Genomic DNA, 20,247 nt, shown 5'->3' with positions numbered 1-20,247 from the left:
GACAATATCGAGTATCGATAATATTATTGAATTATAAATATCGATACTCGATATTTATCTATAGAGCTATCAATAGTTTTAGTAAATGTAGAGTGACTATATTTGTGAGGAGACAAGATATGGCAAGGGAACAATTTCAGAATTTGACGGAGCCTATGTACTATATATTAATGGCTTTATTAAAAGAGCGATGTGGAGTAGATATTATGGAAGCTGTAGCGGAAATATCAAAGGGAAGGGTTACTGTTGGACCTGGGACTTTATATGCTCTTCTTGGAAAATTTGAAAAAGAAAATATTATCAGAGAAACAGAAGTTCAAGGAAGAAAAAGAAGTTACATAATTACGGATAAAGGAAAAGGAATACTTCAAGAGGAGTATAAGAGATTAATTACCTTAGTAAATGATGGAGTGATATATATGGAGGAAGAGTTATGATTAGTAAAAATAAAAAGAGGACTTATTTTTATTATATGCCTTATGAATGTAATGCTGTAGAGGAATATCTTGAGAGTATGGCTGAAAAGGGTTGGTTATTAGAATCAACGAAAGGAGCATTATTTAAATTTAAACGAATTGAACCACAAAAATTAAAATTTTCAGTTGATATATTTAATAAAGTATCTGTGTTTGACCATAAAGACACTGATGTTGCTTTAGAATACAGAGAATATTGTGAAGCAGCAGGGTGGAAATATATATGCCAATCAAATAAAGTTCAATTTTTTTATACAGAAGAAGAAAAAGAAGTTGTATCTATCCATACCGATGAGAAAGAAAAATATAAGTTACTTTTTAAATGTTCATTACCAAATGTACTTTTGCAGTTATTTATAACTATGGTATTTGCAATGAATTTATATATACAACTATTTTTAAACGCTAGTGAGTTTCTATTGACTAATAATATGATGTTAAGTTCTTCAGTGATAATGTTTTTTATGATTGTTACAAATATAGGTAGAATAATTGAATTTATTTTTTGGGTGATAAAAAGTAAAGTGAGGTTAAAACGTAATTTAGTTTTAGAATGCGGTGGTTACAAATAAATGAAAATAAGGAATTTTTTCTCAAATGGATTTGCTATAGTATTGGTTTTGTCGATGTTAATAGTTATGATTTTTGATACTGATTATGATAGATTTTATAAGCTTGCTATGATAACATCAATTGCATTAATTTTAATATTTTCAATTGGCATACAAATGCTCATAGATAGAAATAAGTTTTCAAGAGAAGTTAATATGGCAATATCAATTGGAAGTGGTATAGGGATTGGTGTTATTTTTACAAGTATCATAATTGCTTTTGCCATTGCCAGTGTGTTTAATAAGGATAAAATTGGAAATGAAAATATTCCATTAATTTTAGTGGATTTCGGAATTAATGGTGATTACCAATATGAAGTTCATGTTGATAATTATAAAAGTGTATTGAGCCAGCAAACAAAGTATTGGGTAGATGAAAGTGAATTGAGTTATTTTGTTTTTGAAAGTAAATATTCGTGGGTTATAAATTTTTATGAAAATAGATTGGTAAAAAGACTTAGAGATATTAAGGATGGTATGGAAATATACCATAGTAATTTGCCGGATGGAATTAATGTTTATAAGGATAAAGAAGGTGAAAGTTTTGTATTAGTAGCTAGTAATAAAATAATAGATATTAAGAATAGTCCTGACGGAATTAGTAGCGATGAGATTTTAAATATTGTATATAATAAGCTTCTTGTTTCTTAAGCCTTAAAATTTTCTTAGATAAGAGCCTTTTTAATTAACACTAGGATTAACTCTTTAAGGCGTGACAAGGTTATTTCTTAGTATCTTATACTTTAACTTTAGTATTTTGTATATAAAGAGATGGAGAAATTCTATCTCTTTTTTTGATATATAATTATCGAGATATTTATAAAAATAAAAACATATGCATTTCAGTATTGAACTTATATAATAAGTAAAATGAATACATATATGAGAGTGTGGGTATAAAAAAACATAGTACCTAGTCTTGTGGATTAAAGGATTGTGATGATTGTCCATTATTTTCATTCATATCAGCAGATGCAGCGGCAGTTTCTGTTAATGATAATTTTTTGTCAGTGATAATATCTTTTTTTATAAATAACTCCATGGCTTGTTCAAGTTTTTTGAAGTCAACGGTATCATTTAAATAGTTTATATTTGCATAATTAGCTTTCTTTTGATTATAAATAACCTTAGCATGTCTATTTTGGAGTACAGTGAGTTTTTTTCTTATGTGCCTTATTTGGTTGAAGATCAAAGTTTTATAATCTTCAGTTAGGGAAGTTATATCTAAAAGTGTTAGCTGAGACGGCGGTGCTGGAATCATGCTAGAGAATTTCAGTTTTCCTAAAAAGTTAATCTTATCTTCTGAAGTCTCTATTATTCTATATATAGGAACAACAGAATGTCTGATAGTTTTAAATCCATCCATATAAACATAGTCGCTAGGTTTGGGAGAACTTAAAGGTACAAAATAATCGTAATTATTTATTTTAAATAATACTCCTACATATTTTCGAAGATTCCCAAAGTTTTTTTCGTTTTCTAATACTCTAGAATCTACGGATCTCAAAAATTCAATATAGTCGGTATTCACAGTATAAATAGAAACACACATAAAAAAATATCTCCCTAAAATAACGCAAAAGGTGGTTATATAACCACCTGATAGTCCACTGTTTGGTAGGACTTCACCTGAATTTTTATTGTCCACTATATGGTAGGACCTCACCTGAATTTTTACTGTCCACTGTAGGGTAGGACCTCACCCAAACTCTATTGCCATTATATAACACAGTATACAAAAGTGCAACCTAAAAAAAGTAAAAAATATTTAACTATTTAAGTTACTACTATACGGTTCTAATTTACGTGGAATAGCATAGCAACTTATGGAATATAGTTACAAATTATTAACTTTTATTTACAATAGGTTAAAACATTGTAAAGATAATTGAAGTTATTAAACATTAATGGTACAGTATGTATAAAAATACAATATAAAAGGGAGTTATGTAAAAATGGGAGCAAAGAAGATATTTAAAAAGTCTATTCTTTCGGTATTTCTAGTGAATATAATGATTATTTCATTATTTACACAAGTTGCTTTTGCAGCAATTACTTGGCCTACACTTCAACATGGTAGCAGTGGTGTTAATGTATATGCCTTGCAATACCTTCTAAACAATCAGTCAGCAGGAATTACTGTTGATGGAACTTTTGGTCCAGGAACAACAACAGCAGTTAAAAATTTTCAAACTTCAAAGGGATTAACTTCTGATGGAATAGTTGGTCAAAATACTTGGTCAAAATTATGTGTAACAACTCAACAAGGAAGCAATAATAATGCAGTTAAGGCTGTTCAATATTTATTAAAGAATAAATATAGCTTATCATTAACTGTAGATGGAATTTTTGGTAGTGGTACATATAGTGCAGTAGTTGCGTTCCAAAAAGCTAAAGGGTTAACACAAAACGGTATTGTTGATTTAAATACTTGGAACTATTTAATAGGATCTAGTAGCCAAGTGATTTCAGCAACAACACCAACGACACCGCCATCAACAACATCAGATATAAATAATATATGGGATTCTTATACAAGAGATAGAATTAAAAAATTACAACCTAAAATTCAAAATGATGTTGTGGCATTCATCATAGATGCTCAAAATCAAGGAATAAAGGTTAGAATTACTGATGGTTTCCGTTCATATGCTGAACAAGATGCTTTATATGCACAAGGAAGAACTACTTCTGGTTCTATTGTCACTAATGCTAAGGCTGGACAAAGTTGGCATAATTTTGGACTAGCTATAGATGTAGTTGAAATCGTCAATGGTGCAGCACAATATACAGACGCTAGTTATGCAAAAATTGCAGTGATTGGAAAGCAACATGGTTTTGTATGGGGTGGAGATTGGACAAGCTTCAAGGATAAGCCACATTTTGAAAAGACTTATAGCTACACATTATCTCAACTAGATGCTAGAGTTAAAGCTGGCTATGTTAACAGCAGTGGATTAGTAACTTTACCATAAGAATACATAGATTTTCAAAGACAAAATTATAATAATGAGTTAAATTAGAAGAGTTGCTACACAGCTAACTTATAATAGCTAGCGTGTAGTAATTCTTTTTATATACAATAGGTTTAAATATGTATAAATAAGGACGTTCACATCTGATTTATATATATCTTTTGAGTATAAGAGAGAAAGAAAATTTAAATATTGAAGAAATGAATCAATAGTAAAAAATTAAATTTTATATAAAATATTATATTTAATTATATAATTGGAACAAGTGAGTTGGACAGTAAGGACTAAATAGGATAATTGAATTTATATATAATTAGGTTAGAAAGATACCTTGATATTATTTGTAGTAAAGGGAATTAGTGTAGAGACATTATTAGAACTTGTATAGAATATAAGTCATTAAGAAAGTTGAGGTAGAATGAAATGGGAGAAACAATATGGAATAATGCATTAGAATATCTTAAAAAGTCACGATCAGCTTGGTGGAATGAAGACTACATGCGATTTTTAGTTGAGCGAGTTTGGAAGATAACTGAACCTGTATCAATTATAGACTTTGGATGTGGAATAGGTTTTTTAGGGAAAAGTTTATTACCGATGTTGCCTGTTGGGAGTACGTACACTGGTATTGATATTGGTGATAAGTTATTAGAAGAAGCGAAAAGAGATTTTCAAAATACAAATTATCAGGTGGAATTTATTTGTTCTGATTTAATAAAATTTGTAGCAAAAGAAAAATATGATATTGCAATATGTCAAACAGTGCTACAACATATTCCCGATCCTTTATCAATACTTGAGAAAATGAAAAGTGCTGTTAAGGATGGGGGCCTTGTAATCGGAATTGAAATAAGTAGAAATGCTGCCAGTGGTGCTTTTTATGTAGATGGATTTGAATACGACAAACTCAACTTACTTGGAATTGAACAAAAAATTAGATGCAATTCCTTTGACACACTAAAAAAAGACTTTGAGATAGGAGTGAAATTGCCTATTTATATGCAAAAAATAGGACTAAACAAAGTGCAAGCTCGAATGAATGACTTTGTTCAGTTTGTTAATCCCTATGATGATGACTACTGTGAGCAACTAGAAGCATTAATGTATGCACAATATGATGACAAAATGACAGAAGAGATGCGTCAGCAATTTATTGAGGCAATGATAAACAGAGGCCTTTCAAGAGAAGAAGCTATAAAAATGTTTGAAGGACAAAAGGCTATTCGTGATTACTTGCAGGAAAATAAGAAATCAATTTCAGCTGTTAATAGTCATTGCATGTTTATTTCTAGTGGCATTGTTTAAAATGATCAGCTAAAAAACAAGATAGATATCTAGCTTATACTTTATGTACTGCAGTCAAATTGATTTAGCAAAGCCAATATTTCTAGTAAATGCAGTTTGATAAATAAATTGTTTATATGAGAAAATAATGTAAAAAGTGATTAAAATCAGTATGTAAGCTTTTGATTGAGCAATCATAAATAAAAATATTATCAGCAATTATGTAAGGTTATGTAATATAAAATACAAAATGTTAAATTTGTGTAAACATGCATTAAAATTTGCAATAAAACATATAAAATGGTAAAATAAAAATAAAAATACATAATTAGGAGGGATTTTGTGAATAGATTTACGTTACCTAGAGACTTATATTTTGGAAAAGGTTCTATGGAACAATTAAAGAACCTAAAGGGTAAAAAAGCTGTTATAGTTGTTGGTGGAGGATCCATGAAGAAATTTGGATTTTTAGACAAGGCTATAGGCTATCTTCAAGAAGCTGGTATTGAAACAAGATTGATTGAAGGTGTAGAACCAGATCCGTCCGTGGAAACAGTATTCAAGGGTGCTGAAGCAATGAGAGAATTTGAACCAGATTGGATAATATCAATAGGGGGAGGTTCTCCGATAGATGCAGCAAAAGCTATGTGGGTATTCTATGAACATCCAGAGCTCACTTTTGATGACATAAAGGACCCATTTACTATTCCAGAACTAAGAAATAAGGCAAAATTTGTAGCTATACCATCTACATCAGGAACAGCTACAGAAGTAACTGCTTTTTCAGTTATAACTGATTATAAGACAGAAATAAAATATCCTTTAGCAGATTTTAATATAACTCCAGATATAGCTATAGTAGATTCAGAACTTGCTGAGACGATGCCAAAAACATTGACAGCTCATACTGGAATGGATGCATTAACTCATGCAATTGAAGCTTATGTCGCTGGTTTACATTCTGATTTCTCAGATCCATTAGCTATTAAAGCAATAGAAATGATTTATGATGAATTGCTTAAATCATATAATGAAGATAAAGATGCAAGAGAAAAAATGCATTATGCCCAATGTTTAGCTGGTATGGCATTTTCTAATGCATTATTAGGTATTACACATTCTATGGCACATAAAACAGGTGCGGTATTTCACATTCCACATGGCTGTGCAAATGCAATATACCTACCATATGTAATAGAATTTAATAAAAAAGTAGCAGCAGAAAGATATGCAGATATAGCTAAGAGAATAGGATTGAAGGGTGAAACTACCGATGAATTAGTAGATGCTTTAGTTAAATCTATAAGAGATTTAAATGTAAAAATGGACATACCTCTAACTCTTAAAGATTATGGTATTGATGAAGCTTTATTTAAAGAAAAAGTTGCATTAATATCTGAAAGAGCTATTGGTGATGCTTGTACAGGATCTAACCCAAGAACTATAACAGTAACAGAAATGGAAAAACTATTTAACTGTACATATTATGGAATCAAGGTAGATTTTTAATATAATATAATAAGCCTTTTATATAAAACTATGACGGAGCAATCAAATTGATTGAATTGTCATAGTTTTTTATTATATATAGTTATACAAACATTAAAAGGCATAGCTTATTTAATTGTAAGCTATGCTTTAGAATTTAAAATCATATGTTAGTTATTTGAATTAGTGTCTTCTGAGGTGTCGGGTTGTTGAGTTTTCCTTTTCTGTGGATCCATTGAAAAAACTATATCTTCACCTCTAACCCAACCTTTATTATTTACATTGTTAGTAGTAGTAAAAGTAACATAGTACCAGGTTATTTCTAATGCAACGGCCTGATCAAGAACTTGTACTAAAAGGTTTGAAGGTATTTTCCCAATAGCTATGGTTTCAATAGGAGCTATATAAAGAGCCGTATCATTTAAAATATTTGCAACTCTAAATTTTGGAGTACAATATCTGATTTCCACATTTGCAAGAAGCTTTTTGCCGTCACCCTTTAAATGCTGTAAGTTTAATTCATGGTTTAATACTGAATTTTTTCGCTTTTCTTTAGCCAATGAATCATTAAGAAACACTATATATGCCAGTAAAACAACTATCAATACACCTAAAATAATATTTATTACCATAATTGCCTCCAAGTTATAAATTTGTATACATCCCTAAAGTTTATAATATAACAAAAATGCATAAATATCAATATATTAAATATAAAAATGTATTCAACTCAAAATAGAATTAAACATATTTGACATTAAGAGACATTTTCTAATTTTAAAAGTAGTTCAGAATAGTCTCCTATATACATATCAGAAGCTTGTACGATTTTATCTTGGGTAGCTATGGTTGAAGCTTCTTCTATAGCTACTACTTTCATTCCAACAGATTTTGCACTGATTATTGCAGGTAAAATATCTTCAAAAACAACACAATTTTCTGGGGCTAGTTTTAATTTTTCTGCTGCGAGCAAAAATACATCTGGAAATGCTTTGCTTTTTTTTGCTTCTTCAGTAGTTACTATTACATCAAATAAATCATAAACTCCGTGCTTTTTCAGTACAGTCTCAAGAAGTAAGTAACAGTTACTAGTAGCGAGGGCGATCTTCACCCCACAAGATTTAAGGGTATTAAGGAATTTCAATGCATTTGGTTTCATTGGAACATTTTCTAAATATTCTCTATATGCCATTTGGTTCCATTCATTCATAATAGTTTCTACACTGTCTTCGATATTAAAATTTGCTTTGAAGTATTTTGCAGTATCTTCAAAACTTAAATATTCTATATTAGATTTTAAATCTTTTGGCATTTTGATGCCACGTGCAGATAAATAATCTTCATCAATTTTTTGCCATACCCACATAGAGTCAACAAGAGTACCATCTAAATCAAATATAGCACCTTCCATTTTTGAAAGCATTTCATCACTCCTAAGTACAATATTAAGCGACCAATTAATGATGGTAGCTTTATAACTTTATTTAAGAGTATATCATACTTATACAATTAAGCAAAAATAAATTATTAAAGAACTTAATGTTCCTATTATGAACCCTATGGCAACATCTGTAGGATAATGAACACCTAAATACATTCTAGATAAAGCAACTAATATTGCGAGAAATAAAGCTAATACTCCAATATATGGAAAGAAACAAAAAGTTATTACTGCTAAGGCAAAAGCGTTAGAAGTATGACCAGAAGGAAAAGAATATTTATCTATTCCGATCTTTGATACCGTCAAATTTAATAAGACATTATAAGGTCTATTCCTGTTTACAGTTCTTTTTACTCCTTGGGTTACAGCAGATGTAAGAACCATAGAAATGACTAGAGTCAAGGAAAATGGTATTTTGTCTTCAATTGTGGATATAAGAATTAGACATAAAATTATCAGTGACGCATAAAAGGTTCCAAGATAAGTAATCTTAGGCATAAACCAATCCATAAAGGGAGACCTTAAAGAGGCGTTGATTTTTTCTAATAGTAAAGCATCTTTTTTTAAGAATGAAGCAAACTTTTTCATATAATCACCTTCGATATTAGTCTATAAGTTAAATAAATTCAAATTTGATTTAATAGCTTATATATCTAAAATAAATAGTATCATCTTAATGTTAAAAAGATATTAGGGATAGAATATCTATATATAAATTTAACAAATTCAAAGGGGTATTCTTTAGCAATACTAAAATGCAAAGATAATTGGAAAAAGCCGTCCTTTCAATGCTATTATCATTCAAAGGCAGCTTTTTACTAAGATATTTTGGGTTGAAAGATTTAGAATATTAGCTAATCTAGTAATTGCTAATTATTAAAATTCACGTTGAAATATTTTAGCTTTTTCATGATCTTTAAAATCGTCAACAGAATTTATACCTATTTTCGCTAATATAGATTTCATAGTTTCATTGTCTAAAGCAATTTTTACTTTTGCAGCTTCGGCTGTTTCATCAACTTTAATTCTACCTTCTTCTTTTGGTAATATAGCTTTAGGTCCGCCAACACAACCACCGACACACCCCATACCTTCTAGAAAGTTTGATTTTAATTCTCCATTTTTAACTTTCGCTAAAATATTTTTGCATTCAACAACTCCGTTAGCCTGAACAGCGTTAAATAATTCAGACTTCTCTGGAAAAATCCTATTTACCGCTTCATATACCGATAATGAAACACCACCAGTTCTTGCATATAGCCTTCCTTCCCTAGCTGCATATTCTGTTGTTGGAGTAGGATCTAATTCAGAAGGAGTTATCTCGAAGGTATCAAAAATTTCTTGCACTTCAGCAAAGGTTAATACAAAATCAATATCACCTATTAAATCTGGTTGCTTTACTTCTGCTTTTTTAGCTATGCATGGACCTATAAATACAACTTTAACTTTTGGATTCAACCTTTTAAGAACTCTACCTGCTGCTATCATAGGAGAAACTGATGGTGAAACATGCTTAGCAAGGTCACCATAAATTTGTTTTATCATTCCCACCCACATTGGGCAGCAACAAGAAGTTATCATCAAATCATCTTTATCATGAACCAAATGATCAAATTCTACAGCTTCTAGCAATGTAAGCATATCAGCAAAAAAAGCTACTTCAAACATATCTATAAATCCTAATTTTTTAAATGATGTTCTTAATTGATCCAGTGTAGCATCACCAAATTGCCCAGCTATTGCAGGTGCGACTGCTGCAATAACAGGTTCTTTGTTTTTGAATAATTCTAAAAGAGGTATAAATTCAGTTCTATCTAAAAGAGAACCACTAGGACACGCTTCTACGCAAAAACCACAACCAGTGCAGGCATCATTATCTATAACGGTTGTGCTTTTTTCTGAGTCCCAAATTATAGCGTCAAAAGGACAAGATTCTTGACAGTGAGTTCTTCCTGAAGGATCAGGGCAATCTGTAGGACAATCTTGGATTTTATTGACTACTCTATTGTTAGCTTCATAGGTTATTATTGCTGATTTTAGAGCTTCGGAAAAATTATCAGTATAATCTATATCCACTCCGCAAAGGTGTGATATAGTTTTAGCTAAAGCTTCCTTATGTATATTTGGGTCTTTTAATAGTTCACTTACTCTTTCTTCAAAAGTATCATTGTGGTAAGCATATATAAGTTCGCGGAATAATTCGCTGTGCATCGCTTTCATAATAATACACTCCTTCTAAAATATCAGTTCATATAGCAGTAGTTTAGACAATACAATATAAATATATTCAAAATATAAATTATCATTAATTTATCACAAAAAATTATGTAAAATAATTTAAAGTAGCTATATAATAGATTATAAACGATAATGTATTTTATTATAAAGGGGCTATCGATTATGAAGATATCAAAGCGTATAGAAAAGATGAATTTCTCATCAATAAGAAAGCTCACTCCATTAGCAGATGAGGCTAGAAGAAAAGGAATAAAGATATATCCTTTAAACATAGGACAACCGGATATTGTGACACCAGATACATTTTTTCAAGGTGTAAACAACTACAAAGAGAAAATTGTTAAGTATTCTAATTCAGAAGGGATCACAGAGCTTAGAGAGACCTTTAGCAAAAACTTCAGGAAGTGGAATATGGATATACTGCCAGATGAAATTTTAATAACAGCTGGAGGTAGTGAAGCTGTTATTTTTACAATACTTTCTATTTGTGATCCAGGTGATGAGGTTATTGTTCCAGAACCATATTATTCAAACTACGATAGTTTTGTGAAAATGGCTGATTCTTCAATTGTGCCTGTGCATACAAGTATAGAAGATGGATTCCATTTACCTTCGAAAGAAGAGATAGTAAGTAAGATTACAAGTAAAACCAAGGCTATATTATTTTCAAATCCATCTAATCCCACAGGTACCGTATATACAGAAGCAGAAATTAAGATGCTTGGAGAAATTGCAGAAGAATACGACCTATATATAATTTCTGACGAGGTTTACAGAGAATTTACTTTTGAGAATACAAGCTTTATTTCTCCTATAAAGTTTGAAAATTTGAGGAAAAGAACTATAATCATAGATAGTATATCAAAACATTATAGTGCATGCGGTGCAAGAATAGGGTTAGTAGCAACAAAAAATGAGGATCTTAAAATGCAGATGCTAAAATTATGTCAAGCAAGACTTTGTGCATCAACTATTGAGCAATACGCAGCTTCTAATCTTATAAACACCTTAGAGAGCTATATTGAGAAGGTTAAAGCTATTTATAAGAGTAGAAGAGATGTAATGTATGAAGGTTTATGTAATATAGAAGGAGTTACTTGTTTTAAACCAGAGGGTTCTTTCTACATTTTTGTAAAGTTGCCTATTGATGATGGTGAAAAATTCAGTAGATGGCTTTTAACAGATTTTAATCATGATGGGGAAACTGTAATGGTTGCACCGGGAAAAGGATTTTATCAGAGCGAAGGAAGAGGTATAAATGAAATTAGGCTTTCTTACTGCATTGATGAAAAAGAAATAAAGAGAGCTATTGAAATTTTAAATATAGCTATAAAAGAATATAATAAGCTAAATGTTAAATATTAATTTTATTAACCCTTGAGGATAATCTTTATATCTTCAGGGGTTAAATTATTGTTATGATTACTTAAGTTTGGAATAGTTGAATTTGTTAAGTAGAGAAGTTGCGATAAAAAATCTTCATAGGTAATATTGATTTTTCGGTTTAACCATAGGATTTTGATGATATTTCAACAATGGATATTTTATATGAAATTTCAGAATTTGATTGGATATGTTTTGTGTATATAAAAAGAAACAAATAAAAAGGTAATGATTTACATCATTACCTTTTGGTCGGGGTGACAGGGCTTGAACCTGCGACCTCATGGTCCCAAACCACGCACTCTCCCATCTGAGCTACACCCCGTGATCACAAAGATTATTATAGCATGTTCAAAGAAAAATGCAATAGGTTTTCGATAAAAAATCAAGAATTATATTTGATTAGTTATTTTTGAAACTTTTAGGATAATTATAATATACAAATAAAAAAGGGATCAAGTGATCCCTTTTGATTCTTATCTACTTTTTAAGAAGTCTTCACCAACTTTATTTATGTCACCGGCACCAACAGTTATAATCATATCTCCTGCTTTAGCATAGGTTTTTAAAAAATTTGTTATCTCTTCGAAGCTATGAAGGTTAATACAGTCTACACCATTTAATCTGATAGCATCTCCAAGGCGTTGTGAGCTTACAATACCAGTATCTTTTTCTCTAGCAGCATAAATATCAGCTAGAACTAGTTTTGTGATACCTCCGAAACATTCGGAAAAGTCTTTAAAAAGACTATAGGTTCTAGTATAGGTATGAGGTTGAAATACACATATTAGTCTATTGTGAGAAACATTTTTACATGCCTCTAAAGTAGCTTTTATTTCAGTTGGATGGTGAGCATAATCATCTATTACTGTAATATCGTCTACTGTACCTTTGAATTCAAAACGCCTATGGGTTCCACCAAAACTTTCTATTCCAGCTTTTATGTGATTTGGTTCAATACCAGATGCTATTGCGGCAGCCATAGCAGATAATGAATTTAGAACATTATGTCTTCCGGGTACTTTTAAAGTAACATGGAAATATTCGCATCCTTTGTAGAACATATCAAAAGATCCGTGCCCAAGACTATTGAACGTAACGTTTTTAGCTATAATATCACCATTGTCTATCCCAAATGTTATAGTATTGCAATTCGAGTTTTTAGCGACATTTACAGCTCTCTCATCCTCATTATTTACTATAAGGTAGCCATCTCTAGGAATAAGGTAAGCAAATTTTTGGAATGCCTCTTCTATTTCATCGATATCTTTATAATAGTCCAAGTGATCTGCATCTATATTTAATATGATTCCGATAGTGGGATAAAACGATAAAAACGATCCTTTATATTCACAAGCTTCTGTTAGGAAATAATCGCTTTTTCCTGTTCTTACATATCCGTTTATAATGTCTAAACTACCACCGACCAAAATTGTAGGATCTTTTTCGCCTTTAAGAAGTATATGAGAAACCATTGAGGTTGTAGTAGTTTTTCCGTGAGTTCCAGATACAGCAATGTTATGTTTGTAGTCTTTCATTATTTCTCCGAGAAATTCTGCTCTTGTAAACATAGGAAGGTTTCTATTATTAGCTGATACTAATTCTGGGTTATCTTTAGCAATTGCAGCAGTGTATACAATTACGGAAACATCTTCGGATATATTAGAAGGACTATGACCTATACTTATTTCAACTCCGAGTTCTCTTAGGTGTTCAGTTATACTAGAATCCTTCATATCAGAACCAGAAACTTTTATATTTTTTGTCAATAGAATTTCTGCAAGGCCGCTCATACTTACTCCGCCTATACCTATAAAATGAACTTTATCATTTCTGGTTAAAGTATTTAATGTCGAAGACATAAATATCACTCCTAAATATAATTAATTTCAAGTACCCTCTAAAAGAATTGATCATAAGAGAGTGTATGTATAATAAAAGTTAAATTATCCACTTAGTAAATTATATCAGACTTTTAACAAAAGAATACATGTTATTAGATCTAAGGATTATTAAAAATAAGATTTGGTTTTGACTATGTAACGATAAAATTAATACAATATTCGGATATACTATTAAATTAATATAAAATTATATTTTAAATTATGAGAATATTAGGTTGTAAACTAGCTTAAGATATTCTAAAATATGAATATTAACATATTTAATTATAAAATAATTCGTAAATAGGAGAAGTACTATGTTAAAATTTTCAAGGACTCAAAGAATAAGTGCTATAACAAAAATCCTTATGGAGAACCCAAATAGAGTGATAGGATTAAATTATTTTACAGAGCTTTTGAATGCTGCTAAATCCACCACTAGTGAAGATATAGTCATAGTTAGAGATATGCTCCATTTTTTAGATGCGGGAACTATAGAGACTGTAGCGGGTGCTGCTGGAGGAGTTAAATATATAGTCAATGCTCCAGAAAACTTAAGAAAAAATTTTCCAACGGAACTTTGTGAAATACTTAGTGATAAAGATAGAATCATAACAGGTAACTTTTTATATATGACTGACATTTTAGCTAATCCCGATATTCTTCAAAAGGCAGCTTTACTTCTAGCTTCAACCTTTAAGGAGGAAGAACTAGATTATGTTATAACTGTGGAAACTAAGGGTATTCCTTTAGCTTATGAAGTAGCTAAACTTTTAGGCATACAACTTGTGATAGTAAGGAGAGATTCTAAAGTAACGGAAGGGACAACCATAAGTATTAATTATTTATCAGGTTCTAGTAAAAGGATTCAAAGCATGTCTTTGTCAAAAAAGAGTCTGAAAAAAGGAAGTAAGTGCATTTTTATTGATGATTTTATGAAAGCTGGAGGAACAGCATTAGGAATCACTGAATTATTACGGGAATTTGAATGTCAACTTAAGGGAATAGGGGTTTTAATTGATAATAATGAAGTGCCAAAAAAGCTTGTTGATGGGTATGTATCTATTGTTAAGTACAATGGTATAGACGAGCAAGGGAATGCTGTGCTTAAAGTTAGTGATAACTGGTGTAAGTAGTTTATCTTATAAATTATTGATAATAAAAATGAAAAATGTAGGAAAATATAAAATTTCGATACTTTTCCAATGAAAAAAATATATAAATAGGCACACAAAAAGAAAAATTTGTTAAAAAACTTAAAAATAGAAGGAATTACAAAATATTTATAGAATTTCATTATTATCAGCTACTTGGAGGTGTGTCATATGCAAATTACTGATGTAAGGGTAAGGAAAATTTCAGCTGAAGGTAAGATGAAGGCAATTGTTTCTGTTACTTTTGACAATGAGTTCGTAGTACACGATATCAAAGTTATAGAAGGTCAGAATGGCGTTTTTATCGCAATGCCTAGCAGAAAGACTCCTGATGGAGAGTTTAAAGATATAGCTCATCCAATCAACACTGAAACTAGAGAAAAAATTCAGTCTGCTATTTTAGAAGAATATGAAAAGGCAAAAGTTGAAGAGGTTGAGCCCGAAGAATAAAAAAGAGGCTTAAGCCTCTTTTTTTGTGGCTGATTATAAAAGTTGAAAAATCAATATCAATAAAATATAATATATTTGAAGTTTTGCGTCATTTAGTGTTTTTGGTACACATAAATGTGAGAGGTGAAGAAAATGTATAAAAGTGCTCTTATTCTTGCTGCGGGAAAAGGAACAAGGATGAAGTCAGACCTTCCAAAGGTTTTACACAAAGTTTGTGGTAAAGAAATGGTTAATCATGTAATCGACACTTTAAGAGAGGCTGGAATCGATGATGTTAATGTCATTATAGGAACAGGAGCACAGAAAGTTGAAGAAGCTACTGAAAGTAAAAATGTATCCTATACGATTCAAAATGAACAATTAGGAACAGGCCATGCAGTAATTTGTGCTAAGGAATTTCTGGAAAATAAAAAAGGAACAGTTGCTATTTTTACTGGAGATGCACCATTAATAACTAAAGAATCAGTTATAGCATTAATTGATTTCCATGAGAATAATAATAATAAGGCGACGTTATTAACATCTATATTAACTGATGCCAATGGTTATGGAAGAGTAATAAGAAACAGTGAAAATGATGTAGAAAAGATTGTAGAACATAAAGATTGCGACGAAAATGAACTGAAGGTAAAAGAAATCAATGCAGGTATGTATGCCTTTGATATAGAGATGCTTTTACTTGCGCTTGCTAAGCTAAGTAATAACAATTCTCAAGGGGAATATTATTTAACTGATGTCATTGAAATATTGAAAAAGGATAATCATAGAGTTGGTGCTATGGCAGTTCCTTTTGAAGAAACTTTAGGTGTAAATTCAAGAATACAACTTGGACAAGTCGAAGAAATAATGAGAAACAGAATTAATGAGGCACATATGATAAATGGAGTTACGTTAATTGATAGCAAAAATACGTATATAGGTGCAGATGTTGTTATTGGAAACGACACAATTATTTATCCAGGGTGTGTAATTGAAGGTAAAACTACAATTGGAAGAGATGTTGTTATAAAAGGAACTTCTAGATTAGAAAATGTACAGGTTGGGGATAGAACAACAATTGATAATTCGGTTATTGTAAAAAGTAAGGTTGGAGAGGATACTTCAGTTGGTCCTTTTGCTTATATAAGACCTGAAAGTACTATAGGAAATGAAGTTAAAATTGGGGATTTTGTAGAGATTAAAAAAGCTAAAATTGGTGATAAAACTAAGGTGTCACACTTAACCTATATTGGGGATGCTGAAGTAGGGGAAAGCTGTAATTTTGGTTGTGGCACAGTTGTAGTAAACTATGATGGAAAGAAAAAGCATTTAACTAAGATAGGAAATAATGCATTCATAGGATGTAATACAAACTTAGTATCACCAGTTACTGTGGAAGATGATGCGTATATTGCGGCAGGTTCAACTATTACGAAAACCGTTGAAAGTGGAGCTTTAGCAATTGCTAGAGCTAAGCAAATCAACATTAAGGGTTGGGTAAATAAAAAAAGAATTAAGTAAAAAAGCTTAAGGAGGCCTATGGCAATATGATATCTCATGGCAAAAATATCAAAATTTTTACTGCAAATGCACATCCGATGTTAGCTGAGGATATTGCAGACATACTAGAATTAAAGGTTGGAGAGTCAAAGGTAGGAAAGTTTAGCAACGGAGAGACAAGTGTAGATATAAACGAAACAGTAAGAGGTGCACATATTTTCGTTGTCCAACCAATATTTGATGAAGTAAATGATAGATTAATGGAATTATTAATAATGATTGATGCATTCAAAAGAGCTTCAGCTGGAGTAGTAACTGCTGTAATACCTCATTATGCTTATGCAAGGCAAGATAGAAAATCTAAGGCGAGACAGCCTATTACAGCTAAACTTATTGCAGATATTTTAACTGCTGCTGGAGCAGATAGGGTACTTACTATGGATTTACATGCTGCTCAAATTCAAGGCTTTTTCAATATTCCTGTGGATAATCTTGCAGGGGTACCTATTTTAGCTGAGTATTTTCAAAATCTAGATATAGATACAGAAGACTTGATAGCAGTTTCACCTGATATTGGTGGAGTAAAGAGAACTAGAAATTTTGCAGATATTCTTCAGATTCCTATAGCTATTGTTGATAAAAGAAGGCCTAGACCAAATGTTTCTGAAGTTATGAATTTAATCGGAGATGTAGAGGGAAAAGTTGCAGTTTTAATTGATGATATGATAGATACAGCAGGTTCAATTACAAATGCGGCAGAAGCTCTATTAAAAAGAGGAGCAAGAGAAGTATACGCATGCTGTACTCATCCATTATTATCTGGCCCAGCTATCGAGAGAATAGAAAAATCCCCTATAAAACAATTGGTAGTATTAGATACTATACCATTATCAGAAGAAAAGAAGATTGAAAAAATAAAAGTTCTTCCTGTAGCACCTGTTTTTGCAGAAGCGATTAGGAGAATATATGAAGATCTTCCGGTAAGTAAAATTTTTGAAAAATAATTCTGCTAAAAACTGCTCTAAAGTAGACGAAAGGTTCTATTTTAGGGCAGTTTTTTCCATATATATACAAATAGAAAAAAATTTTAAATAAATATGTGGAAAATTTCATAAAAAAATTAAAATTTTTAGGGAAATGTGATAAATTAGGTATATAAGGGTTAGGGGGAATATACATGTCTAAAATATTAATTGTTGATGATGATTTAAATATCTGTGAGGTAATAAAAATGTATCTTGAAAATTCTGGGTACGAAACTTCATTAGCTTACTGCGCACAAGAGGCACAAGATCAGGTAAAAGGCTTTAAGCCAGATTTGATATTACTTGATATCATTATGCCTGAAACTGATGGTTATGAAATATTAAAATGGATAAGGCGAGAGCATCAAACACCTGTTATTATGCTGACTGCTAAGAGTGATACTTTTGATAAGGTATTAGGATTAGAACTTGGTGCTGATGATTATATAGTTAAGCCTTTTGATCCAAAAGAACTTATTGCAAGGGTTAAAGCCGTGTTAAGAAGGACTATAATAACTGATAAAGTAAAAGAAAAAATTATTTTCCAAGGTCTTGTTATTGATATGGATTCATACACCATATATTATAAGGACGAAGAAATGAGAATGCCACCAAAAGAATTTGAACTCATATACTTTTTGGCAAGTAATAAAAATAAGGTATTTACAAGAGAACAATTGCTTTGTGAAGTTTGGGGATACGATTATCCGGGCGATTCCCGTACTGTTGACGTACATATAAAAAGACTTAGAGAGAAATTACAGGATGGTGAAAATTGGCAAATAGAAACAGTATGGGGAGTGGGTTATAAATTTGAGGTGAAGTAGAATATGAAAGCAGCACTGACTTCAAAGAAATTTATAATTTATAATATTTTTATTGTATTCATTATATTATTTATAGGTTTAAATCTGCGTAGCTTAGTGTTTAACAATTACTGGAATGAACAAAAGCGCGAATATATAGAGCAAAGTACAATGATTGAAAAAGCTATTCATCAGTATTATCATGGAGAAAGTGAGCTACAAAAGGTAAAAGAAAATATATGTGATGTTGAAATATTAACAAACTCAATGATAAATATTATTGATGATAAAGGTGCTCTTAATAAGGAACTTAGTTCAAGAATTATGAATTATGAATTCACAAAAGACCAACTTTTAAAATTACATACTGATAAATTTATTGATGTTAAGAGTAAGGATGAAGAATTTGGATTTAGAGATACTTTTATTTATGCTATTTCTATATTTGAAGATGAAAAATTTATAGGAGCTATAGTTTTTAATGATTTTTCTGGGCATATAAAAAGTGATGCTGATTTTGCTTTATATGTTTCCATGGTATTCGCTATATTTATAATAGTTCTTTCAAATTCTTTATGGTATATATTTTTTAAAAAACATATTTTTGAGGAAGTTCAAAAAATCAATTTTGAAGCTAAGCTTATAGCTGTTGGACATAGAGAAAAAAGAATAGATGTTAGAGAAAATTATGTGTTAAGAGAAATAGTGGAATCCATTAACTCTATGGCTGCTGAGCTACAAAGACTGGATAGTGAAGGAAAGGAAATTGTATCAAATGTTTCTCATGAACTTAGAACACCCATTACTTCCATAAGGGGTTTTGTGCAAGCTATAATAGACGGAATAGTACCAGAGGAAAATGTAGGTTATTATTTAGAGATAGTACAGAAGGAAATGGAGAGGTTATCAAGACTTATAAACAATTTGTTGGATTTATCAACTTATGAGGCTAATAATACTCTTCTTCGACTAGAAAGTTTTGATGTTAATCAAGTAATAAGAGAGGTAATATCAATTAAAGAAAATGATATTAGAAATAAAAATGTTTTTGTTGACTTGAGTTTAGTAGAAGAAAGAGGAGTTGTACTAGCAGACAGAGATAAAATTTTTCAAGTTATAGTTAACATTTTAGATAATGCTATTAAATATGTCTATGACTGTGGGATAATTAGAATAGAAACAATAGTTTTAGAGAATAGATTAAAAGTCATTATTTTTAATTCAGGGCCATGCATCGAAGAAGAGAACTTGAAGAAAATATGGAATAGATTTTTTAAGGATGAAAAACAAAAGGCTAAGAGTACTGGATTAGGTTTAGCTATTGTAAAACATATAATGAATTTACATGGTGAAAAAGTGTGGGTGGAAAATGTAGGTAGGGAAGGTGTGAATTTTATTTTTACCTTACAAAATGACAAAGTGGAAAAATAGAGAATTTATTTTACGGGTTATCTCAATAATTTTGAGGTGACCTGTTATTTTTGTTTAGGAAATAGCTTTTGCAAATTGTCCAGGATAACCTGATGAAAGGTAAATTTCTGTTGTTAAAAAATT

General features: G+C 30.7%; 19 protein-coding genes and 1 tRNA gene. 13 read left to right on the top strand and 7 right to left on the bottom strand.

Going from position 1 to position 20,247, the window contains the following annotated elements; genetic code table 11:
* Positions 1-119: 119 nt before the first annotated feature.
* The 3 genes from CLOCEL_RS19145 to CLOCEL_RS19135 are packed head-to-tail and all read left to right on the top strand — an operon-like array spanning position 120 to position 1,738.
* Positions 120-437 (top strand): PadR family transcriptional regulator, encoded by a 318-nt coding sequence (locus CLOCEL_RS19145; RefSeq protein WP_010073833.1) that lies wholly within the window; start codon positions 120-122, stop codon positions 435-437.
* Complete coding sequence (locus tag CLOCEL_RS19140) at positions 434-1,048, top strand: DUF2812 domain-containing protein (RefSeq protein ID WP_010073832.1); 615 nt, start codon at positions 434-436, stop codon at positions 1,046-1,048. Before CLOCEL_RS19145 ends, CLOCEL_RS19140 begins: the two co-directional genes overlap by 4 nt.
* The gene (locus CLOCEL_RS19135; protein WP_010073831.1) at positions 1,049-1,738 is read left to right on the top strand and encodes a hypothetical protein; all 690 of its coding nucleotides are present in this window, start codon (positions 1,049-1,051) and stop codon (positions 1,736-1,738) included.
* 262 nt (positions 1,739-2,000) lie between these two features.
* Here CLOCEL_RS19135 and CLOCEL_RS19130 read toward each other — a convergent pair whose 3' ends face one another.
* Entirely contained in the window at positions 2,001-2,639 is a 639-nt protein-coding gene (locus CLOCEL_RS19130) for a type III toxin-antitoxin system ToxN/AbiQ family toxin (protein WP_010073830.1), read from the bottom strand.
* Between the two features lie 403 nt (positions 2,640-3,042).
* On the opposite strand from CLOCEL_RS19130, the gene CLOCEL_RS19125 reads away from it, so the two are divergent.
* From CLOCEL_RS19125 to CLOCEL_RS19115, 3 genes are all read left to right on the top strand, one after another.
* The gene (locus CLOCEL_RS19125) at positions 3,043-4,062 is read left to right on the top strand and encodes a peptidoglycan-binding protein (RefSeq protein ID WP_010073829.1); all 1,020 of its coding nucleotides are present in this window, start codon (positions 3,043-3,045) and stop codon (positions 4,060-4,062) included.
* Between the two features lie 423 nt (positions 4,063-4,485).
* Positions 4,486-5,367: a class I SAM-dependent methyltransferase gene (locus CLOCEL_RS19120; protein WP_010073828.1), complete on the top strand. Its 882-nt coding sequence runs from the start codon at positions 4,486-4,488 to the stop codon at positions 5,365-5,367.
* A gap of 321 nt (positions 5,368-5,688) precedes the next feature.
* Entirely contained in the window at positions 5,689-6,855 is a 1,167-nt protein-coding gene (locus CLOCEL_RS19115; RefSeq protein ID WP_010073827.1) for an iron-containing alcohol dehydrogenase, read from the top strand.
* Between the two features lie 149 nt (positions 6,856-7,004).
* Here CLOCEL_RS19115 and CLOCEL_RS19110 read toward each other — a convergent pair whose 3' ends face one another.
* The 4 genes from CLOCEL_RS19110 to CLOCEL_RS19095 all read right to left on the bottom strand — a co-directional run bounded on the left by CLOCEL_RS19110 (position 7,005) and on the right by CLOCEL_RS19095 (position 10,495).
* The gene (locus CLOCEL_RS19110) at positions 7,005-7,466 is read right to left on the bottom strand and encodes a hypothetical protein (protein ID WP_010073826.1); all 462 of its coding nucleotides are present in this window, start codon (positions 7,464-7,466) and stop codon (positions 7,005-7,007) included.
* A gap of 125 nt (positions 7,467-7,591) precedes the next feature.
* Positions 7,592-8,257: an HAD family hydrolase gene (locus tag CLOCEL_RS19105; protein ID WP_010073825.1), complete on the bottom strand. Its 666-nt coding sequence runs from the start codon at positions 8,255-8,257 to the stop codon at positions 7,592-7,594.
* Positions 8,258-8,335: 78 nt separating this feature from the next.
* A complete protein-coding gene (locus tag CLOCEL_RS19100) occupies positions 8,336-8,863 on the bottom strand; it encodes a phosphatase PAP2 family protein (protein ID WP_010073824.1) in 528 nt (175 codons plus the stop codon).
* 288 nt (positions 8,864-9,151) lie between these two features.
* Positions 9,152-10,495: a [Fe-Fe] hydrogenase large subunit C-terminal domain-containing protein gene (locus tag CLOCEL_RS19095; protein WP_010073823.1), complete on the bottom strand. Its 1,344-nt coding sequence runs from the start codon at positions 10,493-10,495 to the stop codon at positions 9,152-9,154.
* A 180-nt stretch (positions 10,496-10,675) separates the two neighbouring features.
* On the opposite strand from CLOCEL_RS19095, the gene CLOCEL_RS19090 reads away from it, so the two are divergent.
* Complete coding sequence (locus tag CLOCEL_RS19090) at positions 10,676-11,878, top strand: pyridoxal phosphate-dependent aminotransferase (RefSeq protein ID WP_010073822.1); 1,203 nt, start codon at positions 10,676-10,678, stop codon at positions 11,876-11,878.
* Positions 11,879-12,145: 267 nt separating this feature from the next.
* Here the strand turns inward: CLOCEL_RS19090 and CLOCEL_RS19085 are convergent.
* Together CLOCEL_RS19085 and murC are read right to left on the bottom strand one after the other, a co-directional pair.
* Positions 12,146-12,221 (bottom strand) — tRNA-Pro (locus tag CLOCEL_RS19085).
* Positions 12,222-12,372: 151 nt separating this feature from the next.
* Complete coding sequence (gene murC, locus CLOCEL_RS19080) at positions 12,373-13,758, bottom strand: UDP-N-acetylmuramate--L-alanine ligase (RefSeq protein WP_010073821.1); 1,386 nt, start codon at positions 13,756-13,758, stop codon at positions 12,373-12,375.
* Positions 13,759-14,096: 338 nt separating this feature from the next.
* Here murC and purR point away from each other — a divergent pair, with 338 nt between their 5' ends.
* From purR to CLOCEL_RS19050, 6 genes are all read left to right on the top strand, one after another.
* Positions 14,097-14,915 (top strand): pur operon repressor, encoded by an 819-nt coding sequence (gene purR, locus CLOCEL_RS19075; RefSeq protein ID WP_010073820.1) that lies wholly within the window; start codon positions 14,097-14,099, stop codon positions 14,913-14,915.
* 189 nt (positions 14,916-15,104) lie between these two features.
* On the top strand, positions 15,105-15,383 hold the full coding sequence (gene spoVG / locus CLOCEL_RS19070) for a septation regulator SpoVG (protein WP_010073819.1): 279 nt from the start codon (positions 15,105-15,107) through the stop codon (positions 15,381-15,383).
* 132 nt (positions 15,384-15,515) lie between these two features.
* Positions 15,516-16,883: a bifunctional UDP-N-acetylglucosamine diphosphorylase/glucosamine-1-phosphate N-acetyltransferase GlmU gene (gene glmU, locus CLOCEL_RS19065; RefSeq protein ID WP_010073818.1), complete on the top strand. Its 1,368-nt coding sequence runs from the start codon at positions 15,516-15,518 to the stop codon at positions 16,881-16,883.
* Positions 16,884-16,909: 26 nt separating this feature from the next.
* Positions 16,910-17,866: a ribose-phosphate diphosphokinase gene (locus tag CLOCEL_RS19060; protein WP_010073817.1), complete on the top strand. Its 957-nt coding sequence runs from the start codon at positions 16,910-16,912 to the stop codon at positions 17,864-17,866.
* 173 nt (positions 17,867-18,039) lie between these two features.
* Positions 18,040-18,714, top strand: coding sequence for a response regulator transcription factor (locus CLOCEL_RS19055; protein WP_010073816.1), 675 nt, complete (start codon positions 18,040-18,042; stop codon positions 18,712-18,714).
* Positions 18,715-18,717: 3 nt separating this feature from the next.
* Positions 18,718-20,124, top strand: a complete 1,407-nt coding sequence (locus tag CLOCEL_RS19050; protein ID WP_010073815.1) for a sensor histidine kinase — start codon at positions 18,718-18,720, stop codon at positions 20,122-20,124.
* Positions 20,125-20,247: the final 123 nt, after the last annotated feature.

This window comes from Clostridium cellulovorans 743B (assembly GCF_000145275.1).
Lineage (GTDB): Bacteria > Bacillota > Clostridia > Clostridiales > Clostridiaceae > Clostridium_K > Clostridium_K cellulovorans.
Note: the sequence above shows the minus strand (reverse complement) of the source record. Positions and strands in the feature narration are given on the sequence as shown.

Excerpts from the sequence above, each read along its gene's own strand:
- CLOCEL_RS19145 (WP_010073833.1), top strand. The coding sequence starts at position 120 with ATGGCAAGGGAACAATTTCAGAATTTGACGGAGCCTATGTACTATATA.
- CLOCEL_RS19140 (WP_010073832.1), top strand. The coding sequence starts at position 434 with ATGATTAGTAAAAATAAAAAGAGGACTTATTTTTATTATATGCCTTAT.
- CLOCEL_RS19135 (WP_010073831.1), top strand. The coding sequence starts at position 1,049 with ATGAAAATAAGGAATTTTTTCTCAAATGGATTTGCTATAGTATTGGTT.
- CLOCEL_RS19130 (WP_010073830.1), bottom strand. The coding sequence starts at position 2,639 with ATGTGTGTTTCTATTTATACTGTGAATACCGACTATATTGAATTTTTG.
- CLOCEL_RS19125 (WP_010073829.1), top strand. The coding sequence starts at position 3,043 with ATGGGAGCAAAGAAGATATTTAAAAAGTCTATTCTTTCGGTATTTCTA.
- CLOCEL_RS19120 (WP_010073828.1), top strand. The coding sequence starts at position 4,486 with ATGGGAGAAACAATATGGAATAATGCATTAGAATATCTTAAAAAGTCA.
- CLOCEL_RS19110 (WP_010073826.1), bottom strand. The coding sequence starts at position 7,466 with ATGGTAATAAATATTATTTTAGGTGTATTGATAGTTGTTTTACTGGCA.
- CLOCEL_RS19105 (WP_010073825.1), bottom strand. The coding sequence starts at position 8,257 with ATGCTTTCAAAAATGGAAGGTGCTATATTTGATTTAGATGGTACTCTT.
- CLOCEL_RS19100 (WP_010073824.1), bottom strand. The coding sequence starts at position 8,863 with ATGAAAAAGTTTGCTTCATTCTTAAAAAAAGATGCTTTACTATTAGAA.
- CLOCEL_RS19095 (WP_010073823.1), bottom strand. The coding sequence starts at position 10,495 with ATGAAAGCGATGCACAGCGAATTATTCCGCGAACTTATATATGCTTAC.
- CLOCEL_RS19090 (WP_010073822.1), top strand. The coding sequence starts at position 10,676 with ATGAAGATATCAAAGCGTATAGAAAAGATGAATTTCTCATCAATAAGA.
- murC (WP_010073821.1), bottom strand. The coding sequence starts at position 13,758 with ATGTCTTCGACATTAAATACTTTAACCAGAAATGATAAAGTTCATTTT.
- purR (WP_010073820.1), top strand. The coding sequence starts at position 14,097 with ATGTTAAAATTTTCAAGGACTCAAAGAATAAGTGCTATAACAAAAATC.
- spoVG (WP_010073819.1), top strand. The coding sequence starts at position 15,105 with ATGCAAATTACTGATGTAAGGGTAAGGAAAATTTCAGCTGAAGGTAAG.
- glmU (WP_010073818.1), top strand. The coding sequence starts at position 15,516 with ATGTATAAAAGTGCTCTTATTCTTGCTGCGGGAAAAGGAACAAGGATG.
- CLOCEL_RS19060 (WP_010073817.1), top strand. The coding sequence starts at position 16,910 with ATGATATCTCATGGCAAAAATATCAAAATTTTTACTGCAAATGCACAT.
- CLOCEL_RS19055 (WP_010073816.1), top strand. The coding sequence starts at position 18,040 with ATGTCTAAAATATTAATTGTTGATGATGATTTAAATATCTGTGAGGTA.
- CLOCEL_RS19050 (WP_010073815.1), top strand. The coding sequence starts at position 18,718 with ATGAAAGCAGCACTGACTTCAAAGAAATTTATAATTTATAATATTTTT.